21 protein-coding genes are annotated in these 22,461 nt (G+C 65.0%); 15 read left to right on the top strand and 6 right to left on the bottom strand.

The window, feature by feature from the left end; all coding sequences use genetic code 11:
* Positions 1 to 30: 30 nt before the first annotated feature.
* Entirely contained in the window at positions 31 to 1,770 is a 1,740-nt protein-coding gene (locus tag AC1DZP_RS07215; RefSeq protein WP_477301132.1) for a tetratricopeptide repeat protein, read from the top strand.
* 40 nt (positions 1,771 to 1,810) lie between these two features.
* Here AC1DZP_RS07215 and AC1DZP_RS07210 read toward each other — a convergent pair whose 3' ends face one another.
* Positions 1,811 to 2,680, bottom strand: a complete 870-nt coding sequence (locus tag AC1DZP_RS07210; RefSeq protein ID WP_477301130.1) for a LysR family transcriptional regulator — start codon at positions 2,678 to 2,680, stop codon at positions 1,811 to 1,813.
* 234 nt (positions 2,681 to 2,914) lie between these two features.
* Between AC1DZP_RS07210 and AC1DZP_RS07205 the strand changes: the two genes are divergently transcribed.
* Positions 2,915 to 3,070 carry a YjiS-like domain-containing protein gene (locus tag AC1DZP_RS07205; protein ID WP_143748634.1) on the top strand — a complete coding sequence of 52 codons (156 nt, stop codon included), beginning with the start codon at positions 2,915 to 2,917 and terminating at the stop codon, positions 3,068 to 3,070.
* A gap of 92 nt (positions 3,071 to 3,162) precedes the next feature.
* Here the strand turns inward: AC1DZP_RS07205 and AC1DZP_RS07200 are convergent, their stop codons facing one another.
* Positions 3,163 to 4,191, bottom strand: a complete 1,029-nt coding sequence (locus AC1DZP_RS07200) for an aldo/keto reductase (protein ID WP_477301128.1) — start codon at positions 4,189 to 4,191, stop codon at positions 3,163 to 3,165.
* A 184-nt stretch (positions 4,192 to 4,375) separates the two neighbouring features.
* Between AC1DZP_RS07200 and AC1DZP_RS07195 the strand changes: the two genes are divergently transcribed.
* From AC1DZP_RS07195 to kdgD, 4 genes are all read left to right on the top strand, one after another.
* Complete coding sequence (locus AC1DZP_RS07195) at positions 4,376 to 5,467, top strand: substrate-binding domain-containing protein (RefSeq protein WP_477301126.1); 1,092 nt, start codon at positions 4,376 to 4,378, stop codon at positions 5,465 to 5,467.
* A gap of 131 nt (positions 5,468 to 5,598) precedes the next feature.
* Positions 5,599 to 6,672 (top strand): ABC transporter permease, encoded by a 1,074-nt coding sequence (locus tag AC1DZP_RS07190; RefSeq protein ID WP_477301124.1) that lies wholly within the window; start codon positions 5,599 to 5,601, stop codon positions 6,670 to 6,672.
* Positions 6,669 to 7,496 carry an ATP-binding cassette domain-containing protein gene (locus AC1DZP_RS07185; protein WP_477301122.1) on the top strand — a complete coding sequence of 276 codons (828 nt, stop codon included), beginning with the start codon at positions 6,669 to 6,671 and terminating at the stop codon, positions 7,494 to 7,496. Before AC1DZP_RS07190 ends, AC1DZP_RS07185 begins: the two co-directional genes overlap by 4 nt.
* A gap of 76 nt (positions 7,497 to 7,572) precedes the next feature.
* On the top strand, positions 7,573 to 8,505 hold the full coding sequence (kdgD, locus tag AC1DZP_RS07180; RefSeq protein ID WP_477301120.1) for a 5-dehydro-4-deoxyglucarate dehydratase: 933 nt from the start codon (positions 7,573 to 7,575) through the stop codon (positions 8,503 to 8,505).
* Positions 8,506 to 8,538: 33 nt separating this feature from the next.
* On the opposite strand, the gene AC1DZP_RS07175 is transcribed toward kdgD, so the two are convergent.
* A complete protein-coding gene (locus AC1DZP_RS07175; protein ID WP_095080558.1) occupies positions 8,539 to 9,270 on the bottom strand; it encodes a FadR/GntR family transcriptional regulator in 732 nt (243 codons plus the stop codon).
* Positions 9,271 to 9,428: 158 nt separating this feature from the next.
* Between AC1DZP_RS07175 and AC1DZP_RS07170 the strand changes: the two genes are divergently transcribed.
* Entirely contained in the window at positions 9,429 to 10,259 is an 831-nt protein-coding gene (locus AC1DZP_RS07170) for an NAD-dependent epimerase/dehydratase family protein (RefSeq protein WP_477301118.1), read from the top strand.
* Here AC1DZP_RS07170 and AC1DZP_RS07165 read toward each other — a convergent pair.
* A complete protein-coding gene (locus AC1DZP_RS07165) occupies positions 10,211 to 11,860 on the bottom strand; it encodes a GMC family oxidoreductase (protein ID WP_477301116.1) in 1,650 nt (549 codons plus the stop codon). The genes AC1DZP_RS07170 and AC1DZP_RS07165 overlap by 49 nt on opposite strands.
* Before the next feature lie 211 nt (positions 11,861 to 12,071).
* Between AC1DZP_RS07165 and AC1DZP_RS07160 the strand changes: the two genes are divergently transcribed.
* The 4 genes from AC1DZP_RS07160 (at position 12,072) to AC1DZP_RS07145 (ending at position 16,922) form a co-directional block, all read left to right on the top strand.
* A complete protein-coding gene (locus tag AC1DZP_RS07160) occupies positions 12,072 to 13,154 on the top strand; it encodes a sugar ABC transporter substrate-binding protein (RefSeq protein ID WP_095080563.1) in 1,083 nt (360 codons plus the stop codon).
* Between the two features lie 154 nt (positions 13,155 to 13,308).
* Positions 13,309 to 14,292: an ABC transporter permease gene (locus AC1DZP_RS07155; RefSeq protein WP_477301114.1), complete on the top strand. Its 984-nt coding sequence runs from the start codon at positions 13,309 to 13,311 to the stop codon at positions 14,290 to 14,292.
* 5 nt (positions 14,293 to 14,297) lie between these two features.
* On the top strand, positions 14,298 to 15,800 hold the full coding sequence (locus tag AC1DZP_RS07150) for a sugar ABC transporter ATP-binding protein (protein WP_477301182.1): 1,503 nt from the start codon (positions 14,298 to 14,300) through the stop codon (positions 15,798 to 15,800).
* 153 nt (positions 15,801 to 15,953) lie between these two features.
* Positions 15,954 to 16,922 (top strand): ABC transporter permease, encoded by a 969-nt coding sequence (locus AC1DZP_RS07145; RefSeq protein ID WP_477301112.1) that lies wholly within the window; start codon positions 15,954 to 15,956, stop codon positions 16,920 to 16,922.
* A gap of 83 nt (positions 16,923 to 17,005) precedes the next feature.
* Here AC1DZP_RS07145 and gloA read toward each other — a convergent pair whose 3' ends face one another.
* Positions 17,006 to 17,419, bottom strand: coding sequence for a lactoylglutathione lyase (gene gloA / locus AC1DZP_RS07140; RefSeq protein ID WP_095080570.1), 414 nt, complete (start codon positions 17,417 to 17,419; stop codon positions 17,006 to 17,008).
* A 161-nt stretch (positions 17,420 to 17,580) separates the two neighbouring features.
* On the opposite strand from gloA, the gene AC1DZP_RS07135 reads away from it, so the two are divergent.
* From AC1DZP_RS07135 to AC1DZP_RS07120, 4 genes are all read left to right on the top strand, one after another.
* The gene (locus AC1DZP_RS07135) at positions 17,581 to 19,020 is read left to right on the top strand and encodes an FAD-binding oxidoreductase (protein WP_477301110.1); all 1,440 of its coding nucleotides are present in this window, start codon (positions 17,581 to 17,583) and stop codon (positions 19,018 to 19,020) included.
* 7 nt (positions 19,021 to 19,027) lie between these two features.
* On the top strand, positions 19,028 to 19,813 hold the full coding sequence (locus tag AC1DZP_RS07130) for a FadR/GntR family transcriptional regulator (protein ID WP_477301108.1): 786 nt from the start codon (positions 19,028 to 19,030) through the stop codon (positions 19,811 to 19,813).
* Between the two features lie 315 nt (positions 19,814 to 20,128).
* Positions 20,129 to 20,347, top strand: a complete 219-nt coding sequence (locus AC1DZP_RS07125) for a hypothetical protein (RefSeq protein WP_457151242.1) — start codon at positions 20,129 to 20,131, stop codon at positions 20,345 to 20,347.
* Positions 20,348 to 20,637: 290 nt separating this feature from the next.
* On the top strand, positions 20,638 to 21,351 hold the full coding sequence (locus tag AC1DZP_RS07120) for an SOS response-associated peptidase (protein WP_477301105.1): 714 nt from the start codon (positions 20,638 to 20,640) through the stop codon (positions 21,349 to 21,351).
* A 268-nt stretch (positions 21,352 to 21,619) separates the two neighbouring features.
* On the opposite strand, the gene AC1DZP_RS07115 is transcribed toward AC1DZP_RS07120, so the two are convergent.
* On the bottom strand, positions 21,620 to 22,438 hold the full coding sequence (locus AC1DZP_RS07115; protein ID WP_271576301.1) for an alpha/beta fold hydrolase: 819 nt from the start codon (positions 22,436 to 22,438) through the stop codon (positions 21,620 to 21,622).
* Between the last annotated feature and the right edge of the window lie 23 nt (positions 22,439 to 22,461).

The following is a 22,461-nucleotide window of genomic DNA, read 5'->3' as shown; positions in this document are numbered from 1 at the left end:
CGACAAACGGAGGTATGAGTTCTCGCATCGATGGCAATCCTTGACCGGCTGACTGCCCTTGCCCCGCCGGCGCTGGTGTTGCGCCGGGCGATAAAGCTTTCTGACAGCGGCAAGCCTTCAGAAGCCTTTCCGCTGATGGCAATTGCCGCACGCGCCGGCATCACCGAGGCCGAATACCGGGTCGCTCGTTGCTATCTCGAAGGTTCGGGTGTGCCACCGAGCCGGTCGGAAGGCGCGCGCTGGCTGCGGCGGGCGGCCGATCACGGCAGCCCCGATGCGCAGTCGCTTCTCGCCGCGCTCTACGTGGCTGGACTGGCGACACAGGAGCCCGACGGCAATCGCATCGGATCGGAAAGCCTGTTCGAACGGGATTCCTCGCGGCAGCCGGAATTCGCGCCAGCGCTCGGTCTCGCGAAAAAAGCAGCCGAAGCCGGCTCCGCGACCGGGCAGGCAATCCTCGGCTATATCCTCAGCAGAGGCCCCGAAGCGATGCGCGATCTCGATGCGGCGCATGGCTGGTATGAGAAGTCCGCGGCCGCAGGCTGCCCCGAGGGATGCCTGGGCCTTGCTCTTTCGCTCGCCCGGCGCAGGCAACCTGGGCAGGCGGACAAGATTGCCGCCGAGGTTCGACGCGCTGCCGACGCCGGCCTGCCCACCGCAATCTACCTCCTTGGGGTGCTGACCGAGCATGGGCGCGGCGTGCCGGTCGATCGAGCGGCAGCGGCGCGACTGTATCAGCTCGCTGCCGAGAAAGGCCTTCCCTCGGCCCAGTTCCGGTTGGGATTGGGGCTCATCGATGGTGGCCTTGCGGATCAGGATATCGCGGCCGGCGAGGCGTGGCTGCGGCGCGCCGCATTGGCGGGAAATATCGAGGCTGCCTACCGTCTCGGCGATCGCTATGTGAAGAGTTCGCAGCCGGACTATGCGGAGGCCGCGACGTGGTATCGACGGGCGGCCGATGCAGGCCATCAGGCCGCCGCCCGCGCCTTGGCATCGCTCTATCTCTCGGGAAACGGTGTCGCCCAGGACGTCGAGGAGGGAGCCCGCTGGCTGCGCACGTCCGCAAATGCGGGAAATCAGGAAGCGCAGGTCGACTTTGCCAATCTGGTCCTCGAAGGCGCAGGCGAGCCTGACGACCGCGACCGCGCCAGCATTGCCGGATGGTTCGAGGCGACCGCCTCGTCGGGCGATCTGGTTGCAGCCTTCAACCTCGGGCTCTGCTTTGCCCAGGGCGTCGGCGTGCGAAAGGACGAGGAGCAGGCAGCGCAATGGGTGAGACGCGCGGCCGAAGGCGTGGCCGAGGCGCAATATGCGTATGCGCGCATGCTTCAGGATGGGCGCGGCGTGGCGGCCGACCAGAAACAGGCCCGTCTCTGGTTTGAGCGGGCGGCCAATGGCGGCATGGTCGACGCGCAGGTGGCGCTTGCCGAAATGCTCCTCAATGGGCGCGGCGGCGCATCCTTGCCCGTGGCTGCGGCGCAGTTGTTCAAGCGGGCAGCCGCAGCCGACCACGTCGGGGCGATGTTTGCGATCGGCGCCCTGTACGGGAGCGGCCAGGGTCTGTCACTCGACCCGGCGGCAGCGCAGAAATGGTTCACGGCCGCCGCCGAGCGGGGACATGGCCAGGCCCAACTCATGCTCGGGCGCTATCTTTCCAATGGCCTTGCCGGGGACCAGGACCCGGCGGCCGGTCGCCTGTGGTTCGAGCGAGCGGCTGCACAAGGTGTTCAGGAAGCCGTCGACGAACTCGCCGAGTTCGCCTCGAGTTGAGGATGGTGCGGCGGTCGCCGCACGTTGCCGAACGACGCGCTTACCGGATCGGCGTCTCGCCGCGAAACAGCGGCTGGTGCGCGCGCATCAACCTGGCGATCCGGTCGGCGACTTTTCGCACCGGCGGGGCGTGACGTTCCTCGTGATGGGTGACGATCCACTGGTCGGTTTCGAGTTCGGGGATAGGCTGGGCGACGCGAACCAGCCGCGGATCGCTGTCACCGACGAAGCACGGGAAGACCGAAAGGCCGGCGCCGGCGGCCACCAGTTCGCGCACCGAATGGGTGTTGTTGCCGCGCACCGCGATGCGGTCGCCATGATGGGCTTGCAGCCAGCGCGCCGAAGCAATGTTTGCCCCTTCGCCGGTGACGCCGACGAACAGCCCGGCGGCGATGCCGTTGATCAGGTGGCGTCCGGAATAGATGGCGTGGGCGACCTTGCCGCTTAGACGGCTGGCCAGCCACTGTTCGGTCGGGCGCTCGCTTCGGATGCCGATGTCGGCGGCACGGCGTCCGATATCGACCCTGTCGGTGGTGGTGACGAGTTCCACCCTGATGCCGTCATCGACCGTCCAGATCTCGCCGATATGGGCGGAAACGAAGGCCGAGGTCCACGGTCCGGCTGAGACGCGGACAATACGGTCGGGCAGGCTTCCCTCGCGCCAGCGGGTCAGCGACTGCATTGCCGCCTCGACGTCCTCGGCGCGCCGCAGCAGTTCTTCGCCGACCGGGGTCAGCCGGTAGCCGGTCTGCTGACGCACGAACAGCGGTTCGCCGATCTGCTTCTCAAGCGCGGTGACGCGTCGTCCGAGGGTGGCCGCGCTGAGCCGCGTGGTTCTTGTCGCCGCGCTCAGGCCACCCAGCCGCGCAACGTCGAGAAACAACCTTAGATCGTCCCAGCCGATATCCATTTTGCAGAAATGAAAAACTCCTTGCGACCCTGGCTGTAGCGCGAAGCGGGCATCATACGCAAGCATGCAGGCCTTGGAGGCGTTGGACAATCCTGCCGGCGGGACCGTGCCCAAGCACCTCGGCTGGCCAGCAAGCCAGTGCAACCCCTTCGATCGCGCATGCGCTTGGCACGGATGCTTTGCGCTTTCGACCAACCATGCGCACTGGCCATCCGTGCGCCAGAGGAGACAATCATGTTGGATGAACTTCGACGCCGTTTCGCCCGCTGGCGGGCCTATCGCCAGACGCTTGCGCGCTTGAGGCATGTGTCGGACAGCACGCTGGCGGATGCCGGCATTTCCCGCCAGGAGATCCGCAAGCGCGCCCGCCAAGCCAGCCAGCGTCTTTAAGATCGTGGAGGCGGGCATTCGTCGAGACCGTCTGGTGCGGTTCCGCCGTTTCAAGCAGACGCAGAACCGCTCTATTGGCTACCGAGCGGCGCTCAAGGTACCGGTGCGCCGGCTTCGATCAGCCGGGCCTGCTTGAGATCGGCCCACAAAGCCGGCGGAATATCCTCGCGCAGATAGGCCAGGTTCTGTTTCAGCTCGTCGGCTGATCGCGCGCCCGGAATGACGCTTGATACGAGGGGATGGCCGAGCGGGAACTGAAGCGCGGCCGCCGGCAGCGACACCTTGTGACTGATGCAGATAGCCTCGATGCGGCGGACGCGCTCGAGCACCGGCTCAGGCGCCGACCTGGTGTTGAAGGTTGCGCCCTTGACGGCGCCGGTGGCCAGGATGCCGGAATTGTAGGGCCCGCCGATGATGATCCTGGTGCCGCGTTGCTCGCACAGCGGCAGCAAGGTCGCCAGCGGCTCCTGCTCGAGCAAGGTGTAGCGGCCGGCGAGCAGGAAATAGTCGAACGCACCCGCCACGACGAAGTCGGACAGCATCTGCCATTGGTTGATGCCGACGCCGACGGCCTTGATGACGCCTTGCGAACGCAATTCGTCGAGCGCCGGATAGGCGCCGTCCATCGCTTCCCTGAAACGGCTTCTGGCATAGGGATCCTCGCCGGGGCCGAAATGAATGGCTTCGTCCGGATCATGGATCGAGACCATGTCGACATAGTCGGTGTCGAGGCGCTTCAGCGTTCCTTCGAGCGAACGCATCACGGCGTCGCGCGAATAGTCGAACTCGGCGCGGAATGAGCCGGGCTGGTCCCACAGCGCCGGCTGAAGGTCCTCGGGCGGGATCGGCACAAGGTCGTAGCCGATCTTCGACGAGATGACGATGTCCGCGCGGGGTAAGGATCTGACCGCCAGCCCAAGCCGGGTCTCGCTCACGCCAAAGCCATAGACGGGTGCTGTGTCGAAATAGCGAATGCCATTGTCATAGGCCGCGTGCACGGTCTGGACCGCGGCGTCGGTGTCGACGGCGCGATACATATTGCCCAGCCCGGTGCCGCCGAGTCCGATCGTCGTCACCTTCAGGCCGTTCTTCGCGACAGCCCTGAATTCGATTTCAGCCATTTTCTCTTCCTGTGATCGCTGCTGTTCTTCGTGCCGGCCAAGCGGCTTCCCGCACCGCGCTCGGGCCGCGAAAGGCCGGTCGTGAATCCGGTGTCGAAAAAGCATTGACACAAAAGTTGTCATATAACAATGTAACCAGACGACAAATGTGGGCAAGCCCGCAAAACGAAGAGGGAGGAACCAAGTGGACGACGAAGCGAAAAATCAGATGGAGACGGTCAATGCCGCCATCAGCCGACGCAGTGCCTTTGCGCTGGCCGGCAAACTCGGCCTCGGTGCCGCCGGCCTGGCCAGCGGATTGGCGGGTGGCGGACTTGCCGGCGGTGTCAGCGCCGCCAAGGCAGCGGATTCATCGGCTGGCCTGCCGAGGAAGCCCTACAAGTTCCACTTCGTCTGCCATGTGACGCTCGACCAGTTCTTCACCCCGACCGTCTATGGCATCCAGGACGCCTGCGCGGCCTTTGGCTGCAGCTACCAATGGACGGGTTCGCAGAAGAACGTCGTCTCCGAGATGGTCAGCGCCATGCAGACCGCGATCGCGCAGAAATCGGACGGCATTGCCGTCTGCCTGGTCGATCCGACTGCCTTCGATGCCGCCACCGACATGGCCGCGCAGGCCGGCATTCCGGTCGTCGCCTTCAACGCCGACGTGCCGGTCGGCAGCCCCAACAAGCGACTGTCCTATGTCGGCCAGCCGCTCTACCAGTCCGGATACAACTCGGCGCTGAAGTGGCTGAAGCTGATCCCCAAGGGCGGCCACGTCATGCTGTCGATCGGCGTGCCCGGCTCGCTCAACACACAGCCGCGCCTCGACGGCTACATCCAGGCGATCAAGGACAGCGGCAGCGGCGTCACTTACGATGTCGTCAACACCGGGCCCGATCCGGCAACCGAAATCTCGCGCGTCGAGAGCTACTATCTCAGCCACAAGGACGTGAAGGGCATGTTCGGCACCGGTGGTTCCGACACCTATGCCTGCGGTTTCATCTCCAACAAGTATGGCCTGGTGAAAGCCGGCGGCGCCGTGGCCGGCTTCGACCTCTTCCCGCAGACGCTGGACTTCATCAAATCCGGCGACGTCAACTTCACCACCGACCAGCAGGCCTATCTGCAGGGCTTCCTGCCGGTCCAGCAGATGTATCTCTACAAGCTGTCGGGCGGTCTCGTCGGTCCGGCCAACAGCGACACCAGCCAGGCCTATGTGACCAAGGACAATGTCGACGCCTACGTCGGCAAGTCCCGCTTCGAGGGGCGCAGCGACGTCGAGCCGACCTGACGCAGTTCAGCCAAGCGAAAACTCCTGCCCTCGCCACGTCATTGTCCGATGACGTGGCGAGGGCGCCGCTGACTGCCGCCGGCTTGCCCGTCGCCGATCCCCGCCCAGAATTCGAAACCAGGAAGACAAGAGTGCCGCCAATCGCAATCGCAAAAGCCGGGAAGGGCGCCGTTGGCGTCAAGGTTCCGCAGACGACGACGGAGAGGCTGCTCATCCTGCTTTCCCGTTATCGCGAGGCCAGCATCGCCGTCGTCGCCATCGTTCTGGTGGTCTATTTCCAGGTCGGCAGCGATGGCGGGTTCCTGTCGCCGCAATTCATGAGTGTCGTGCTGCGCGACACCGGCCGGCTCGGCCTGATCGCGGCTGCCGAAGTCATGCTGATGATCACTGGCGAGATCGACCTTTCGCTGAGCGCCATCTTCTCGATCGCGCCCTATGTCATGGCGCTGATGTCGGTCACCTGGGGCGTGCCGCTGGCCGTCGGCGCCGTTGTCGGCGTCTTGATCGGCTTGCTGGTCGGCGCCATCAACGGCATCATCACGGTGCGTTTCCGCGTGCCGTCGCTGATCACCACGGTCGGCATGCTGTTCTTCCTGCAGGGCATCGTCGTCTCGATCTACAACAGCCAGCCGATCGTGGCGCCGGTCGAGCAGCCCTTCAACGCGATCTTCGGGCAGAGCCTCTACCAGCCGTCGGATGCGCTCCTTTCCTGGCATGGCGTGACGGCCTTCACGCCCTTCCTGTGGGCGGTGCTGATCGTGCTGGCGCTGGCACTGGCGCTCAACCGCACCACCTTCGGTCTGCACACGATTGCCACCGGCAGCAACATCATCGGCGCGCGCGAAATCGGTGTGCGGACCGATCGCATGAAGATCTACAATTTCATGATCGCCGGCGGCTGCGCGGCCTTCGCCGGCATCATCAACACCGCCCAGTTTACCTCGGCCGACCCGCAGGCCGGCAGCCCGTTCCTCACCTTGCAGGCGATCGCCGCGGCGGTCATCGGCGGCACCTCGCTGCTGGGTGGTTCCGGCACCGTCATCGGCGCGCTGATCGGCGCGTTCGTGGTCGCTTCGCTCAACAACGGCCTGGTGATGATCGGTGCCCAGGCCACCGTTTCCGACATCTATCTGGGCGCGGCCATCATCGCGGCGATGATCCTGAGCATCCAGGTCGACCGGCTGCGCACACGGAGACGCCTATGAACATGCAGACAATTCCGCCGCTCGCACCCGACGCGCCCGTCGTCCTGGAAATGTCCAACATCTCCAAGAGTTTCGGCGCCGTGACGGCACTTGTCGACGTCTCGATCAAGCTGCGCCGGGGCGAGGTCCTGGCCCTGGTCGGCGACAATGGCGCGGGCAAGTCGACGCTGATCAAGATCCTGTCAGGCTTCCACCAGCCGGATACCGGCACGATCGTCTCGCAAGGCAAGGAAGTGCGTTTCGCCTCGCCGCGCGACGCGCGCGCCCAGGGCATCGAAACCGTCTACCAGGACCTGGCGCTGATCGGCGACCTCAGCGTCTTCCACAACATGTTCCTCGGTCGCGAATACCATAAGCGCATCCTGGGGCTGAACCTGCTCGACAACAGGAAGATGCGCGAACAGGCGCAGATCTACCTGGATACGCTGGGCATCTCGATCCCCAGCGTCAACAGCACCGTCGACCTCCTGTCGGGTGGACAGCGCCAGTGCATCGCCGTTGCCCGCTCGATCTATTCGTCGCCCAGGATCCTGGTGCTGGACGAGCCGCTGGCGGCACTCGGCGTGCGCGAGAGCGCGCATGTCCTGGGCCTGATCCAGAACCTGCGCCGGCAGCGTCAGGTCTCGGTGATCCTGATCGTCCACAACTACAACCAGATCTTCGAAGTCTGCGACCGCATCAACTTCCTGCATTCGGGCGAAGTCGCGCTGGACGCCTCCACGGCCGACACCAGCGAGGAGGAATTGATCCGCATAGTCAAGTCGGGCCTCGGCCGCAAGGCGATCGACGCCGCCGCGGCCGAAGTCCGGCCCGGCATCGTATGAACCCACCCAACGCCACGGCTGCCAAAATCCCTGCCGTCCAAGCCGATTTGCCGGCCCCACACACGGAGTACTCGTTTTGACGTTCTCACCGACCGAGCTGACCAAATCCCTTGGCCGCGGGCTGCTGTCCTTTCCGCTGACCTTTTTCGACGATGCCGGCGCCTTCAACGAAGCGGGCTATCGCGCCCATGTCGCGCAGCAGGGCGCTGCCGGAGCGAGCGGGCTTTTCGCCGCCGGCGGCACGGGGGAGTTCTTCTCGCTGACGCTCGAGGAATACAAGCGTGTCGTGCGGGCGGCATCGGATGAGGTTCCCGACCACCTGCCGCTGCTGGCGGGCGTCGGCTACGGCACGCATATGGCGGTCGAGTTTGCCAAGGCAGCCGAGGCCAACGGCGCCGACGGCCTGCTGGTGCTGCCGCCCTATCTGGTCAAGTCCGAGCAGGAAGGCCTACGCCGGCATCTGACCGCCATCTGCCGCTCGGTCGGTATCGGCGTGATCGCCTACAACAGGGACAATGCGGTGCTGACGCCCGAGACCCTCGACCGGTTGGCGCAGGATTGCCCGAACCTGATCGGGCTCAAGGACGGCGTTGGCGATATCGAGCTTCTCACCGCCTTGCGCTACCGGATGGACGACCGCCTGATCTTCATCGGCGGCATGCCGACGGCCGAAGTCCATGCCAGTGCGGCCGCGGCAATAGGCATGACGACCTATTCGTCGGCGATCTATAATTTCGCTCCCGAGATGGCGCTGCGTTTCTTCAACGCCTTGCGCGCCGGCCGCATGGCCGAGGTCGGCGAGCTCATCCGCAGCTTCTTCCTGCCCTATCTCGCCATCCGCAACCGGCGCGCCGGCTATGCCGTCTCGATCGTCAAAGCCGGCGCGCGCATTGCCGGGATCGACTGTGGACCGGTCCGGTCGCCGCTGCTTGACCTCACAGTGGATGAAGAACGGCAGCTCGGGGCGCTCATGCAGTCCTGCCGCATGCCGGTTGGAGAGCTGGCGTGAGATCAGGGAATGAAGGTCAGGCGCGACGCCGTGCTACGAGCTGACCGAACCGTCGACCATGCGGCGATAGCGCTCGCGGCCCGCCTCCAGATGCTCGCGCAAGGTGAAGCGGGCGGCTTCGACATTGTGCCGCTCGATGGCTTGGTAGATGCGTCGATGCTCCGTCTGGACCTGCTCGAGATAAAGCCGCCGCTGCTCCGGCGTCTCAGTCCGCGGGCGGATCGACTGGCGCGGAATGATGACGGGTCCCAGAAAATGCATGAAGCGCTCGAAATAGGGATTGCCGGTGGCCGAGGCGATCGCCCGGTGGAAAGCAAAATCCGGCTCGATGGCGCTGTCGCCGGCCGCGATCGAAGCGTCGATGGCGACAAGGCAATCGCGCATGCGGGCAAGGTCGTCGTCGCTGCGCTTCTCCGCGGCGATGCCGGCGGCTTCGAGTTCCACGGCGAGCCGCAGCTGCAACACGTTCTGGACTTCCGTCAGCGAACGAAGCTCGTCGGAGACGATGCGAAATGTGGTGTTGGCCTCGTGGTCGGCGACGAACACGCCCGAACCTTGGCGGCTGACGACCAGCCCTTCCGAGCGCAGCGAGGCCATCGCCTCGCGTATCACAGTGCGGCTCACTCCGAATTGCGCGATCAGTTCCTGCTCGGTCGGCAGTTTCTCGCCACTGGTCAGATGACCGGCGCGTATTTCGCGCGCGAACCAGTCGGCCACCTGCGCCGTGCGGCTGATCTGAGGGGGAAGGCCAAAGGAACGTTTCATCGTCACCAAGCAATAAACGAACCGCTGTTCTTGGCAACCAATTATTTATATGGTGATATGATGACATTGCTGGGGCGCTTCAAGCGCCCAACAGCCGTTCGCCTTGCCGGGCCGGCACGAACATCTCTCCCGATTTCCCTATCATGAAAGGACAGGGATTGGCTCTCTCCGACAAACCGGTGCTGCTGACCGGGGCATCCGGCACGATTGGACGCCTGCTTTCGGTCAGGTTGGCAGAACTGGGCTGGACCTTGCGGCTGACCGATGTCGCGCCCTTGCCAATCCCGCTGCCGAAAAACGCAAGTTTCGATCGCGTCGATCTCGAGGACCAGCAGGCGGTGAACGATCTTGCCCAAGGCTGCGGGCTGATCCTGCATTTCGGCGGCATATCCACCGAACAAGCCTTCGAGACGGTGCTCGGCCCCAATCTGCGCGGCAGCTACCACATCTACGAGGCGGCGCGCAGCCAGAAGGCACGCGTGGTGTTCCCGTCCTCCGTGCACGCGGTCGGCCTCTATGAGCGGACCGAGATTCTCGACCAGGACTGCCTGTTGCGCCCGGACGGCTATTACGGTCTGTCGAAGGCCTATGGCGAAATGCTGGCGCGGCTCTACTGGGACAAGCATGCGGTCGAAAGCGTGCTGATCCGCATCGGCTCGGTGCTGCCGGAAGTTCCCGACGAACGGATCCTGTCGACCTGGATATCCCACCGCGATTTTATCAGCCTGATCGAGCGCTGCGCCGAGGCTGAGCATGTCGGCTGCTCGGTGATCTGGGGACAGTCCAACAACAGCCGCGGTTTCTGGCGGCATGATGCCAGGCAAAAGATCGGCTGGACGCCGCTGGACAGTTCCGACAGCCAGGCCGAGCGCGTGCGTGGCAAGGTGACGGACAATCCGGTCGTGGAACGATACCAGGGCGGCAAGTTCATCGTTGTCGACTACAGCCGCGCCGACTTCCCGCCGCGCTCGATGTTCCCGGAGGAGTGAGCTCCTTGCGCCGGCAACCGGCACCGCCCGGCGATCATGTCGGCGGCCTTTTCGGCGATCATGATCACCGCGGCGTTGGTGTTTGACGACACGATGCTTGGCATCACCGAGCTGTCGCAGACGCGCAGGCCCTGAAGCCCGCGCACGCGAAGCTCGGGATCGACGACGCTTTGCGCATCGCCGCCCATCCGGCAGGAGCCGACCGGATGGTAGGCGCTGCGGCCGTGTTCGCGGGCGAAGGCTTCCAGCGCCGCGCGTCCCTTCGTTGCCGCACCGGGAAGGTGCTCCCGGCTGATGTATTTGGCGAAGGCAGGCTGGGACAGGATCTCGCGGCTGATCTCGATGCCGTCGACGGCGCGCTCCAGGTCGTAGCGTTCGGCAAAAGGGTTGGGATCGATGATTGGCGGATCGCGCGGATCCGCTGATCTGAGCGTGACGCTGCCGCGCGAGCGGGGGCGGACGTGGTAGGAATTCAGCGTGCAGCCATTGCCGCCGGGAACCGAGCCGATGCCTTCCTCGACGCCGGCGCCAGGCAGGAAATGGAACTGGATGTCAGGCGTCTTCTCCGCACGGTCGCCCCACCAGAAGCCGCCGGCTTCGACGATGTTGGACGCCACCGGGCCCTTGCCGAACAGCGCGTATTCTAGGCCGGCGACCGCCTGCCAGCGCTTCTTCTTGTAGCGGTCGATACCATGCGGTCCGTTGAGTTCGGCGACGGCGTCGACATCCATGTGATCATGCAGGTTCTGGCCGACCCCGGCGAGGTCGTGGATCACCTCGATGCCATGCGCCCCGAGATGCTCGGCCGGGCCGATGCCGGACAACATCAGAAGTTTGGGCGAGCCGATGGCGCCGGCGGTGACGATCACCTCGCGCCCGGCGCGCAACAGCTCGGTTCTGCCGTTGACGACGATCTCGACGCCGATGGCGCGGCCGTTCTCGACAACGATCCGGCCGACCGTGGCGTCGGTGCGCAAGGTCAGGTTCCTGCGGCCAAGCGCCGGCCTGAGATAGGCGACTGCCGTGCTGCTGCGTTTCCCCTGACGCGTCGTCGTCTGGTAGAAGCCGGTGCCTTCCTGCTGCCCGGCATTGAAATCGGCCCTGAAGGGAAGGCCGGCCTGCTGCGCCGCCCTGACGAAGACCCGGGTCAGCGGATGCGGCGCGCCGCTGGAGACGCCGAGCGGGCCGTCGGTGCCGTGCTGCGGACCGGCGAAGGTGTCGTTGCCCTCGGAGCGCCGGAAGTAGGGCAGCACGTCGGCATAGCTCCAGCCGGCGCAGCCATCGTCGACTGCCCATCCGTCGTAATCCTGCGGGCAACCGCGGGTGAACACCTGGGCGTTGATCGAAGAGCCGCCGCCGAGCACGCGCGCCTGCGGATAGACCATGGTGCGGCCGTCGATCGCCTTGCCGGGCGCCGTGTCATAGCCCCAGATCAGCGGTCCGGCCGTCATCTTGAAGAAGCCGACCGGCAGATGGATGTAGCGATCGGTGTCCGGCGGGCCGGCCTCTAGCAGGACGACGGACAGGTCGGGATCCTCGCTCAGCCTGGCAGCCAGAATGCAACCGGCCGAGCCGCCGCCGACGATGATGTAATCCGGCATTCTCGCTCCCTCATGTGGGCACAATCGGCGCCCCCTCGTGTGCGCGACGATCTCAAGTCCCTTGTGCCGCGTCAAGAGAAAGGGTATGGTTGCCGTGTTGAAGGGTTGTCGTACAAGTGAGGAGCTTGGCAACCCGTCGATCGGAGGCCCGGCCGCGCTCCCCGCGCATGCCGCCGGGCGGGAAACAGAATTCAATCGGGAGGTTCGATACATGAAGGACAGGACAGGTTTAACGCTTTCGGGCGCGGTCAGCCGCCGGACGCTGATGATGGGCGCCACCGCCGGAATGGCGGCACTCGCCATGCCAAAAGTTTTGCGCGCGCAGGAAAAACCGACTTTGGTGACGTCGATCCGCTCGTTGTCCAATCCCTACCACGCGGTGTGGAAGACCGGCGCCGAGGCCTACGCCAAATGGGCCGGTCTCGAACACGTCACGCTGGTTTCGGAAGGCAACAGCGAGAAAGGCATCGCCGACATCAAGGCGATGCTGGCCAAGACCGGCGGCAACATGGTGCTCAATTCCGATCCCAACGACACGCCCGATGCCCGCCCGATCGTCGAGGCCTGCGCCAAGGCCGGCGCCTATGTCGTGACGCAATGGAACAAGCCGGCGGATTTGCATCCCAAGGACTTCAACCCGAACTATGTTTCCCACATCGAGTTCGACGGCATCGCAAGCGGCAAGACCATCGCCGAGATCCTGTTCAAGACCATCGGCGGCAAGGGCGGCATCGTCGCCCTCGGCGGCCTGATCTCGACCACGGCGGCGATCGAGCGCAAGAAGGGTCTCGACGCCGCGCTCGCCGCCAATCCCGACATCAAGCTGCTCGACTTCCAGGTCGCCAACTGGAAATCGACCGAGGCCTTCGACCTCATGGGCAATCTGCTCACCCGCTTCGGCGACGACATCAAGGGCATCTGGGCCGCCAATGACGACATGGGCTCCGGCGCACTCGAGGCGCTGCGCGCCGAAAACCTTGCCGGCAAGGTGCCGATCGTCGGTGTCGACGGCATCAAGACGGCGGTCGACGCGGTGCGCACCGGCGAGTTCGCCTGCACCGTCACCTCGGATCCGTTCTGGCAGGGCGGCATGGGGCTGGCCATCGGCTACAACGCCAAGATCGGCAAGTTCGACCCGGTCAAGGAACCGCCGGAACACCGCGAATTCTACGGCAAGGCGGTGCTGATCTCGCACGACAATGTCGAGGAATATTACAAGACCAATGTCGACGCCAAGCCGGAGATCGACTGGAACGATCTTTGGGGTCGGGTGACCGGAGCCATCCGGACCTGACCACCGGGGCGGGCTGCTGCTCCCTGGCGGCCCGCTCCCCTTTAAAGTCGTCGTGCATCGCACCGGCGACGGTCATCAGCAGACGGGAAGCGGTTTCTTGACAATCCATACAGAACCCCTGAAGTCCGTTTCGGACATCGAGCGGACGACGCTTATGACATTTCTCCCCGGCCGCATCGCCACCATGTTCGGTGGCAGGCGCTGGCGCAGCCTGGCGCCGCTGGCGGTGCTGGTCGTGCTCTGCCTGCTGATCGCCGTCGCCAATCCCAATTTCATCGAGCTGCGCAACCTGGTGCGCCTCGCCAACTCGGCCGCCGTGCCGCTGACGCTGGCGATGGGACTGACCTTCATCATCCTGATGGGCAGCATCGACCTCTCGGTCGAGGGCACGCTGTCGGTGTCGGCGATGGTGGTGGTGCTGCTCGCCGCCAATGACAGCAATGGCAACGACTATGGCTGGTGGGCGGTGCTGGCCGCGATCGTCGCCGGCACCGCCATGGGTTTCGTCAGCGGTCTCGTCCAGACCATGCTGCGCATCCCGTCCTTCATGGCGACGCTCGGCATGTGGTTCATCGGCCTTGGCCTGTCGGTCTATATGCTCGGCGGCTCGGCGATCCGTCTCAACGATGCCTCGATCCGCGAGCTGGCATTGGCCCGTTTCCTCGGCCTGCCGCTGGCGGTGTGGGTCGCGACCGGGGCGTTCCTGCTCGCCGCCGTCATCCAGTATCACACCAAGCTCGGACGCCACATCCTGGCCATCGGCGGTGACGAGGACGTCGCCAAGCTCTCCGGCGTCAACGTGGTGCGCGTGCGCATCACCGCCTTCGCGCTGGCCGGTTTCTTCTTCGGCATCGCCGGAGTGCTTGCCGCGGCACAGCTCGGCCAGTCGCATGCCGTCATCGGCGACGGCCGGCTGTTTGCCGCGGTCACCGCCGTCGTCGTCGGCGGCACGGCGCTGACCGGCGGCGAAGGCGGCGTCGTCAACACGCTGATCGGCGTGCTGATCGTCACTGTGCTTGCCAACGGCATGATCCTGCTCGGCATTTCGCCCTACATCCAGCAGACGGTGCAGGGCCTGATGATCATCGCCGCGGTGGCGCTCTCGCTCGACCGCGTCCGCCTCAGGATAGTCAAGTGACCGCCATGCTGAGCGCTTCCGGCATCATCAAGAATTTCCCTGGCGTCCAGGCTCTGCGCGACGTTTCGATCGAGGTCCGGCCGAACGAGGTGGTCGGGCTGATCGGCGAGAACGGCGCCGGCAAGTCGACGTTGATGCGGGTGCTGGCCGGCAGCTACCGGCCGGATGGCGGCAGCCTCACCCTCGACGGCGACCAGCTGCGCATGCGCAGCCCGCGCGACGCGGCACGGCATGGCATCGGCATGGTGTTCCAGGAACAGTCGCTGGTGCTCAATCTGACGGTCGCCGAAAACATCTATCTCGGCGAGGAAGATCGCTTCACCCGCTTCGGCATCGTCAACTGGCGCGCCATGAACGCGGCGGCGCGCCGGCAACTGGCCAAGATCGGCATCGACATCGACGTCACGGCGCGCACCTCCGAGCTGACCTTCGCCGCGCGCCAGATGGTCGAGCTGGCCAAGGCGCTGACGCTCGAGGAAGTGGTCGAGCGGCAGCTGCTCATCCTGCTCGACGAGCCGACCTCGGTGCTCAACGCCGCCGACATCGAGGTGCTGTTCGCGCGCGTACGCTCGCTCAAATCCCGCGCCAGCTTCGTCTTCGTCTCGCACCGTCTCGACGAGGTGCTTGCGATCTCCGACCGCGTCTACACGATGAAGGACGGTGCCGTCGTCGCCGAGCATCGCGCCGCCGATGTCACCGCGCCGGAACTGCACGAGATCATGGTCGGGCGCGGGCTGCAGGCGGAATATTACCGCGAGGCCCGCCAGCAGGCGCCGCGCGAGACGGTCATGGTCGAGGCAAAGGGTTTGGGCGCAAACGGCGCCTATCACGGCGTCGATCTCAAGATCAGGGYCGGCGAGATCGTCGGCATTGCCGGCGTCGTCGGCTCCGGCCGCGAGGAGGTGACGCGCACCATAGGCGGCTTCCTCCAGCACGATGCCGGTGAAATGAAAATCGCTGGCGACGCGGTGCGTTTCGCTTCACCCGAGCCCGCGGTGCGCAGGGGTATCGGCTATGTGCCGCGCGAGCGCAGGCTCGAAGGGCTGGTGATGTTCCTGTCGATCGCGGAGAACATTTCGCTGGCCGACCTGTCGAGCGTCATGCGCCATGGTGCGATCGACTATGGCAAGGAGCGCCGGCTCGCCGCCGACTGGATCAAGCGGCTGCGCATCAAGGCGCCCGGGCCCGACGCCGCCTGCCGCAAGCTCAGCGGCGGCAACCAGCAGAAGGTGGTGCTGGCGCGCTGGATGACGGCGGGCTCGCGCATCCTCGTGCTCGACCATCCGACCCGCGGCCTCGATGTCGGCGCCAAGGAGGAGGTCTACGAACTGGTCCGCGACCTCTCCGCGCAAGGCGTGGCGATCCTTTTGATTTCCGACACGCTTGAGGAGACCATCGGCCTGTCGCACCAGGTGCTGGTGATGCGCGACGGCGAGATCACCGCGCGTTTCGACGCCAGCCCGGGCAACAAGCCGAACCAGGTGGAACTGTTGCGGGCGATGGTATGAGAGACCGTTTGGAAACTCTGCTCCCGCGGCCATCTGAAGGCGTTTTCTGCGCTTCCGGTGCTCACGGACCAACGTCCGCTGCGCTCCGGTTCTCGAAACCACCATCATATGACTCGCCAGAGCGACTTTCGAAACGGTCTTGGGAGCCCTGCGATGAATGACGCTTTCTCGCTTCGGCGCATCTTCGAAGGCAAGTGGACGCAAGGCGCCATTCCGCTGGTCCTGCTTGTCGCCCTGCTTCTGATCATCGAGATCGCCGCGCCCGGCTTTCTCACCGGCGAGACCGTGGCGCTTTTGTTCGCCAACACCGCCGTGCTGTTCATCCTGGCGACCGGCGTCACCTTCGCCATCCTGCTTGGCGGCATCGACCTGTCGATCCAGGCGGTCGCCTCGCTGGCCAGCGTCATCCTGGCGCAGCTGCTGCCTTCGCTCGGCCTTGCCGCCTTTCCGGTGGCGATCCTGTCCGGGTTCGCCTTCGGCACCTTGAGCGGCATCGTCCATGTCAAGCTGCGCGTCCCCTCCTTCGTGGCGACGCTCGCCACCGGCGGCGTGGTCACCGGCATCGCGTTGTGGGTGTCCGACGGCCGCGCCATCACCATCGAGGAAGGCGGCCGCGAAAACACCGCCTGGATCAACGCCACCGTCGCCGGCCTGCCGGTGGTGGTGCTGATTTCGGCGGTCATCGGCATCGCCAGCTTCCTGGCGCTGCGCTACACGCGCTTTGGCCGCCAGGCGATCGCCGTCGGCGCCGGCGAGCCGGCCKCCTGGGCGGCGGGCATCAATGTCGACCGCACCAAGATCATCGCCTTCGCCGCCTCCGGCATGCTGGCCGCCGTCGCCGGCGTGGTCTTGGCGGCGCGACTGTCGAGCGGCTCGCCGGTCCTCGCCAACCAGCTGCTGCTGCCGGCCATTGCCGCCGTCATCGTCGGTGGGACCGCCATCACCGGCGGGCTGGGCGGCGTCGCCCGCACGGCGGTCGGTGCGCTGATCATCTCGATCGTGCGCATCGGCATGACCTTCGTCGGCGTCAACATCTTCCTGGAAAACATGGTGTTCGGCGCGGTGCTCATCGCTGCCGTCGCCATCACCATCGACCGCAGCAAGATCGCGGTCATCAAGTGACAGATCCATCCGCACCGCCTCCCAAGCAAGCGCGGACCGGACGGGGTCGCATCAAAGGCGCGATGCGGCCCCGCCTGCTCAGGTCATTGCATGGTGTCGAGACCGATCAGCTCGATCTTGTAGCCGTCCGGATCCTCGACGAAAGCGATATGGGTGGTGCCGTGCTGCATCGGCCCGGGCTTGCGCGGAATCTTGGCGCCGCGCTTTTCCAGTTCGGCGCAGACGGCGTAGATGTCGTTGACGCCGAGCGCCAGGTGGCCGAAGCCGGTGCCGATCTCGTAGGGCTCCTCGCGGCCCCAGTTCAGCGTCAGCTCGACGACGGCTTCCTTGTCCTCCGGCCCATAGCCGACAAAGGCGTTGGTGAACTTGCCGCCGGGATAGTCCTCCCGGCGCAGCAGGGTCATGCCGAGGACCTCGGTGTAGAAGGCGATCGACTTGTCGAGGTCGAGCACCCTGATCATGGTGTGCATATAGCGAAAGCCCGGGGCGTCGCTCATTGGGAAAGTCCTCCGTGTCGGGTGATTGGCTGGTCTGACCGTCCGCATCAAACAGCTGGCGGGAGCATGGCCTCGCTTGATGTTCTAAATCAGGGTTGTATGATAACACGACAAGCAAGGTGGTTGTCTAGTCGTTTTCCCAGAGGGTCCAGAGCCAGGTCATGAATGTCGTGCCGCCCATTTCCGCATCGCTGCTATCGGCCCTGGCCGGCGTGCTGCCGGATGGCGGCTTGCTGACCAGCGACGAAGACCTGGCGCGCTACAGCCGCGACTGGTCGGGCGATCATTTCGGCCGCCCGCTGGCGGTCGCTCGTCCGGCCTCGGTCGAGGAGATGTCGGCGCTGATGCGGAACTGCCATGCGGAGCGCATTCCGGTCGTACCGCAAGGCGGCCTGACCGGCCTCGTTGGTGCGGCGGTGGCCGCCGATGGCGGCGAGATCGTCATCTCGCTGGAGCGCATGAACCGGATCCGCTCGATCAGCCCGATCGACTTCGCCATGGTGGTCGAGGCCGGCTGCATCCTCGAGGATGCCAAGCGCGCCGCCGCAGAGTGCGACTGCCTGCTGCCGATCACCTTCGGGGCGCAGGGAAGCTGCCGCATCGGCGGCAACGTCGCCACCAATGCGGGCGGCTTCAACGTGCTGCGCTATGGCATGACGCGTGACCTGGTGCTCGGCCTCGAAGTGGTGCTGGCCGACGGCCGGATCTGGAACGGGCTGAAGGTGCTGCGCAAGGACAATCGCGGCTATGACCTCAAGCAGATCTTCGTCGGCTCGGAAGGCACGCTCGGCATCGTCACCGCAGCCGCGCTGAAACTCTTTCCCAAGCCGACGCAGATCGAGACGGCGCTGGTCGGCCTGCGCTCGGTCGAGGACGCCATGGCGCTCTATGCGCGGGCGCGGCGCGACTGCAGCGATCTGCTCACCGCCTTCGAACTGATCCTGCGCCAGGGCATCGAGATCACCATGCGCGAGGGCGCGGATTTTGCCGATCCGCTGGCAAAGGCCTACCCTGCCTATGTGCTGATCGAGGTTTCCTCCGGCGGGCTGATCGACCTGTCCGCCATGCTCATGGGGTTTCTCGGCGGCGTCGCCGATATCGTCGAGGACGGCATCGTCGCATCGACCCGGGCGCAGGCCGAGCGGCTGTGGCTCTATCGCGAGATCATGGTCGAGCGGCAGGGCAGGGGCGGCCGCTATCTGCGCACCGACGTCTCGGTGCCGATCTCCAAACTCGCCGATTTCGTCACCGACGCGCTCTTCGAATTGCAGCGCGCCCGACCCGACGCGCTCGCCGTCACCTACGGCCATGTCGGCGACGGCAACATCCATTTGAACGTCGTGCCGCCGGAAGGCATGGATCCGCAAGCGGTGGAGCAACTGTTCGAGGAGGCGGAAGCCGAGATCTTTGCCGTCGTCGACCGCTATGGCGGCTCGATCAGCGCCGAGCACGGCATCGGCCGGGTCAAGCAGAAGGCGTTCCTCGATCGCATCGATCCGGTGACACTTGATCTGGCGGCAGGCATCAAGCAAGCCTTCGATCCGCGCCATATCCTGAGCAATGGCCGCATTCTGGCAAGCAAGGCCAATCATGGTCTATAGGTGAGCGATGACGCTGAAGCTCGACAAGGTCAATCGCGGTCCGCACCTCTCAACCCTGGTTGCGAGTTCCATCTCGCGCGAGATCGCGCAGGGGCGGCTGAAGCCCGGCGACCAGCTGCCGACCGAGCAGGCGCTGGCGACCACCTTCGGCGTCAGCCGCAACGTCGTGCGCGAGGCGATCGCCCGCCTGCGCTCGGAAGGCCGCATCTGGTCGCAGCAGGGGCGCGGCGCCTTCGTGGTGGAGAGCACCAACCCGACGGTGCTGACCATCGACTACGAGGCGCTGCAGCGCGCCGACTCCTTCCGCAACCTGTTCGAGCTGCGCGGCATCCTCGAGGTGCAGGCGGCAGCCCTTGCTGCAAGGCGGCGCACCGAAGCCGATCTCACCGCGATGGGCGATGCGCTGGCCGGCATGCGCGCGGCCCCCTATGGCAGCGTCGCCTGGCTGCGCAGCGACCTCGAATTCCACCGCACCGTCGCCGAGGCGACGCGCAACGCCTATATGGGTCAGTTCCTGGTCTTTGTGTCCGAGCGGGTTCGCGAGAGCATCCTTGCCGCCGGCAACCAGCAGAAATCGGACGACATGGCGCGCATCACGCTCGGCGAGCACGAGCGCATCCTGGCCGCCATCCGCGCCGGCGACGCCGAGGCGGCGCAGACGGCGATGCGCGACCATCTGGCGGGCGCGGCTCTGCGGGTGGGGTTGCATGATGGGGGTGAGGTTGCCGAGGCACCAGCTCCGGTGCGGCACTCAAGGTTGAGGAAGGCTATCCGCGGGCAAGCAGCGGGATGAGGTCGCCCTCCTGCACCTTGGAGAGCTATGGCGGCTCTATCGGATTGTTCCACGTCTAGCCATTTAACGAAAACATGGTGTGCGACATCTGCGGGATCGAAGCGGCGTTTGCTGCTTCGACGCGGCGGGCTCACGTGCTTCGGAGCTTTGCCTTGCCTCGCGACTGATGATGTCGGTGACCTGACTGGATGCGATGACATTGACGGGATGACAGATCAGGAGCAACTTGGGCGCACCGACCGAGCCCCGGGCGGGCCCGGCCACCGCGTGTGCGGTGAAAACCTTGAGCAGCACGGAGACTGACGGGAGGAAGAAATGATCCGGGTCAAGGACGTTTGCGATCGAGCACAATCGCTATGGCTGCGGGTGGTGCGATCGACCCACCCTGTCGACGATGTCGAGAACGAGGAGCTGTATCGGCTGATCGACGGCAAAAACAAGGATAACACCGGCACCAACTTCGAGGCGTCCCGCTTCGACATCGAGACCCGTCTATCGCGATGGGAGAGCTACAAGCCGCCGAACCGTAACTGAAAACTATTCCGGTTCGGAGTACTTTGGACAGCCAGCCACCGCGCTGGGCTTTTCCATTTCAGTGAACAATGCGATCGGCTATCTCGGCTCGAAGCCGGGTTACGAGCGCGAGTGGCCCGACCGCGACCCGGCGAGCACTGCGAGGGCGCAGCAAGATGCTGATGGCGAAAGCGGTCAGTTGGCTTTCGGCGCGAACCTTGCCGTCCACTCTTCCATCGACATTTGCTGCCGGTCGCTGGGTTCGAATTTTTCGACTGGTCGGCAGAGTGCTCTCACGGCAGAGTGCGGCCATGTGCAACCTCTACAACATCACCACGTCGCAAGAAGCTGTCCGCCAATGGACCCGGACCTTGCGGGACATCTTGGGCAACCTTGAGCCGTCCATCGACATCTATCCCAACCAACCCGGTCCGGTGGTGCGCAACGCACTGGACGGGCAGCGCGAGCTTGCCAACCTGCTGTGGGGCATGCCGACACCCGCCGAGCGGATGAAGGGCAAGGCCGACTACGGCACCACCAACATACGCAATCCACAGTATGGCCATTGGCAACAGTACGTCGGTGTCGAGAACCGCTGCGTGGTGCCGGTGACGAGCTTTGCGGAGCCGAGCCCGACGCCCGGCGACAAGGACCCCGAGACGGGCATCCAGCGGAACTATTGGTTCGCGCTCAATGAGGACCGCCCGCTGTTCTTCTTCGCGGGCCTATGGACGCCATGGCAGGGGGTGCGCAAGGTCAAGGACGGTCCCGGCGACTTCGAGCTTTACGGTTTCATGACGACCGCGCCGAACGCCCTCATCAAGCCCATCCACGAAAAGGCCATGCCGGTGATCCTGAGGACGCAGGAGGAAACCGAAACCTGGCTTACTGCGCCTTGGTCGGAAGCGAGGCGGCTGCAGCGCACGGCGCCGAATGATGCCCTGGTGATTGTCGAGAAGCCGGCCACGCAGATCAAGTTTCCGCAGCAGGCACCGCAGGCTCCGGCTCAGGGCTCACTGTTCTAGGCGGTGTGGACAAATTCCGCATACCACGGTAGCCCCCCAAGCGCCCCCTGGGGCCGGCAGGGAGCGAGGCGCGAGGCCGACGACGGAGTGGACCTCAAGGCCGAGCAACGCTGCCAAGGCCGCCGCTTCGATCGGGACCTTGGCCGATGAATTTTCGAGGAGGGTTTGAGCTTCTTGTTCGTTCCTTCGTCACTACGGCGAAACCCGAACCCTCCTCAATATACACCCCTAAATGTCTACCATAGGCGATAATGGATGAGAGATGTCGTCAAGACCTGATGAACGAGAGCAGGTCGGGGTTGAGGACATCCGCATGCGTGGTGAGCATGCCATGGGGATAGCCGGGATAAGTCTTCAGCGACCCGTTCTTAAGCAGGTCGACCGCACGCGGCACGGAACTTGCGAACGGGACGACTTGATCAGCCTCGCCATGCATCACCAGCACCGGCACGGTGATCTTCTTGAGGTCTTCGGTATAATCTTCGAGCCAAGAGTCGACAGTCGCGTAATGAGCGAGGGCACCGCCGGCCATGCCTTGGCGCCACCAGTTCGCAATGATCGCCTCCGAAGGCTTCGCCCCATCCAGGTTGTAGCCGTAGAACGGATTCTCAGGGACGAAACGGTAGAACTCCGACCGGTTGCCCAGCACGCCTGCCCGGATCGCTTCGAACCACTCCGGCGGTTGACCGGACGGGTTGTCCTCGCTCCGGTACATGTTCGGCGTCAATGAAGCGACCAGCGCCGCCTTCGCGACGCGTTCCTGGTGGCGAGCGACATAGCGCGCCACCTCACCGCCACCTGTGGAGTGGCCGATGTGGATCGCGTCGCGCAGGTTGAGGTGTTCAGTCAGGGCCGCGAGGTCGGCAACCCAGTGGTCCATGTCGTTGCCAGTGCTGGGCTGGTCGGACCGGCCGTGGCCGCGCCGGTCGTGGGCGATCACCCGATAGCCGTGGCGAAGGAAGAAGGTCATCTGGGCGTCCCAGTCGTCCGCTGTCAGCGGCCAGCCGTGGCTGAAAACGATCGGCTGGCCTGAGCCCCAGTCCTTGTAGAAGATGTTTACGCCGTCTGTAGTAGTGATCGTGGGCATTGTTCAGCTCCTTTAGATTAGCC

Source organism: Mesorhizobium sp. P2_F8 (assembly GCF_056403655.1).
Note: the sequence above shows the minus strand (reverse complement) of the source record. Positions and strands in the feature narration are given on the sequence as shown.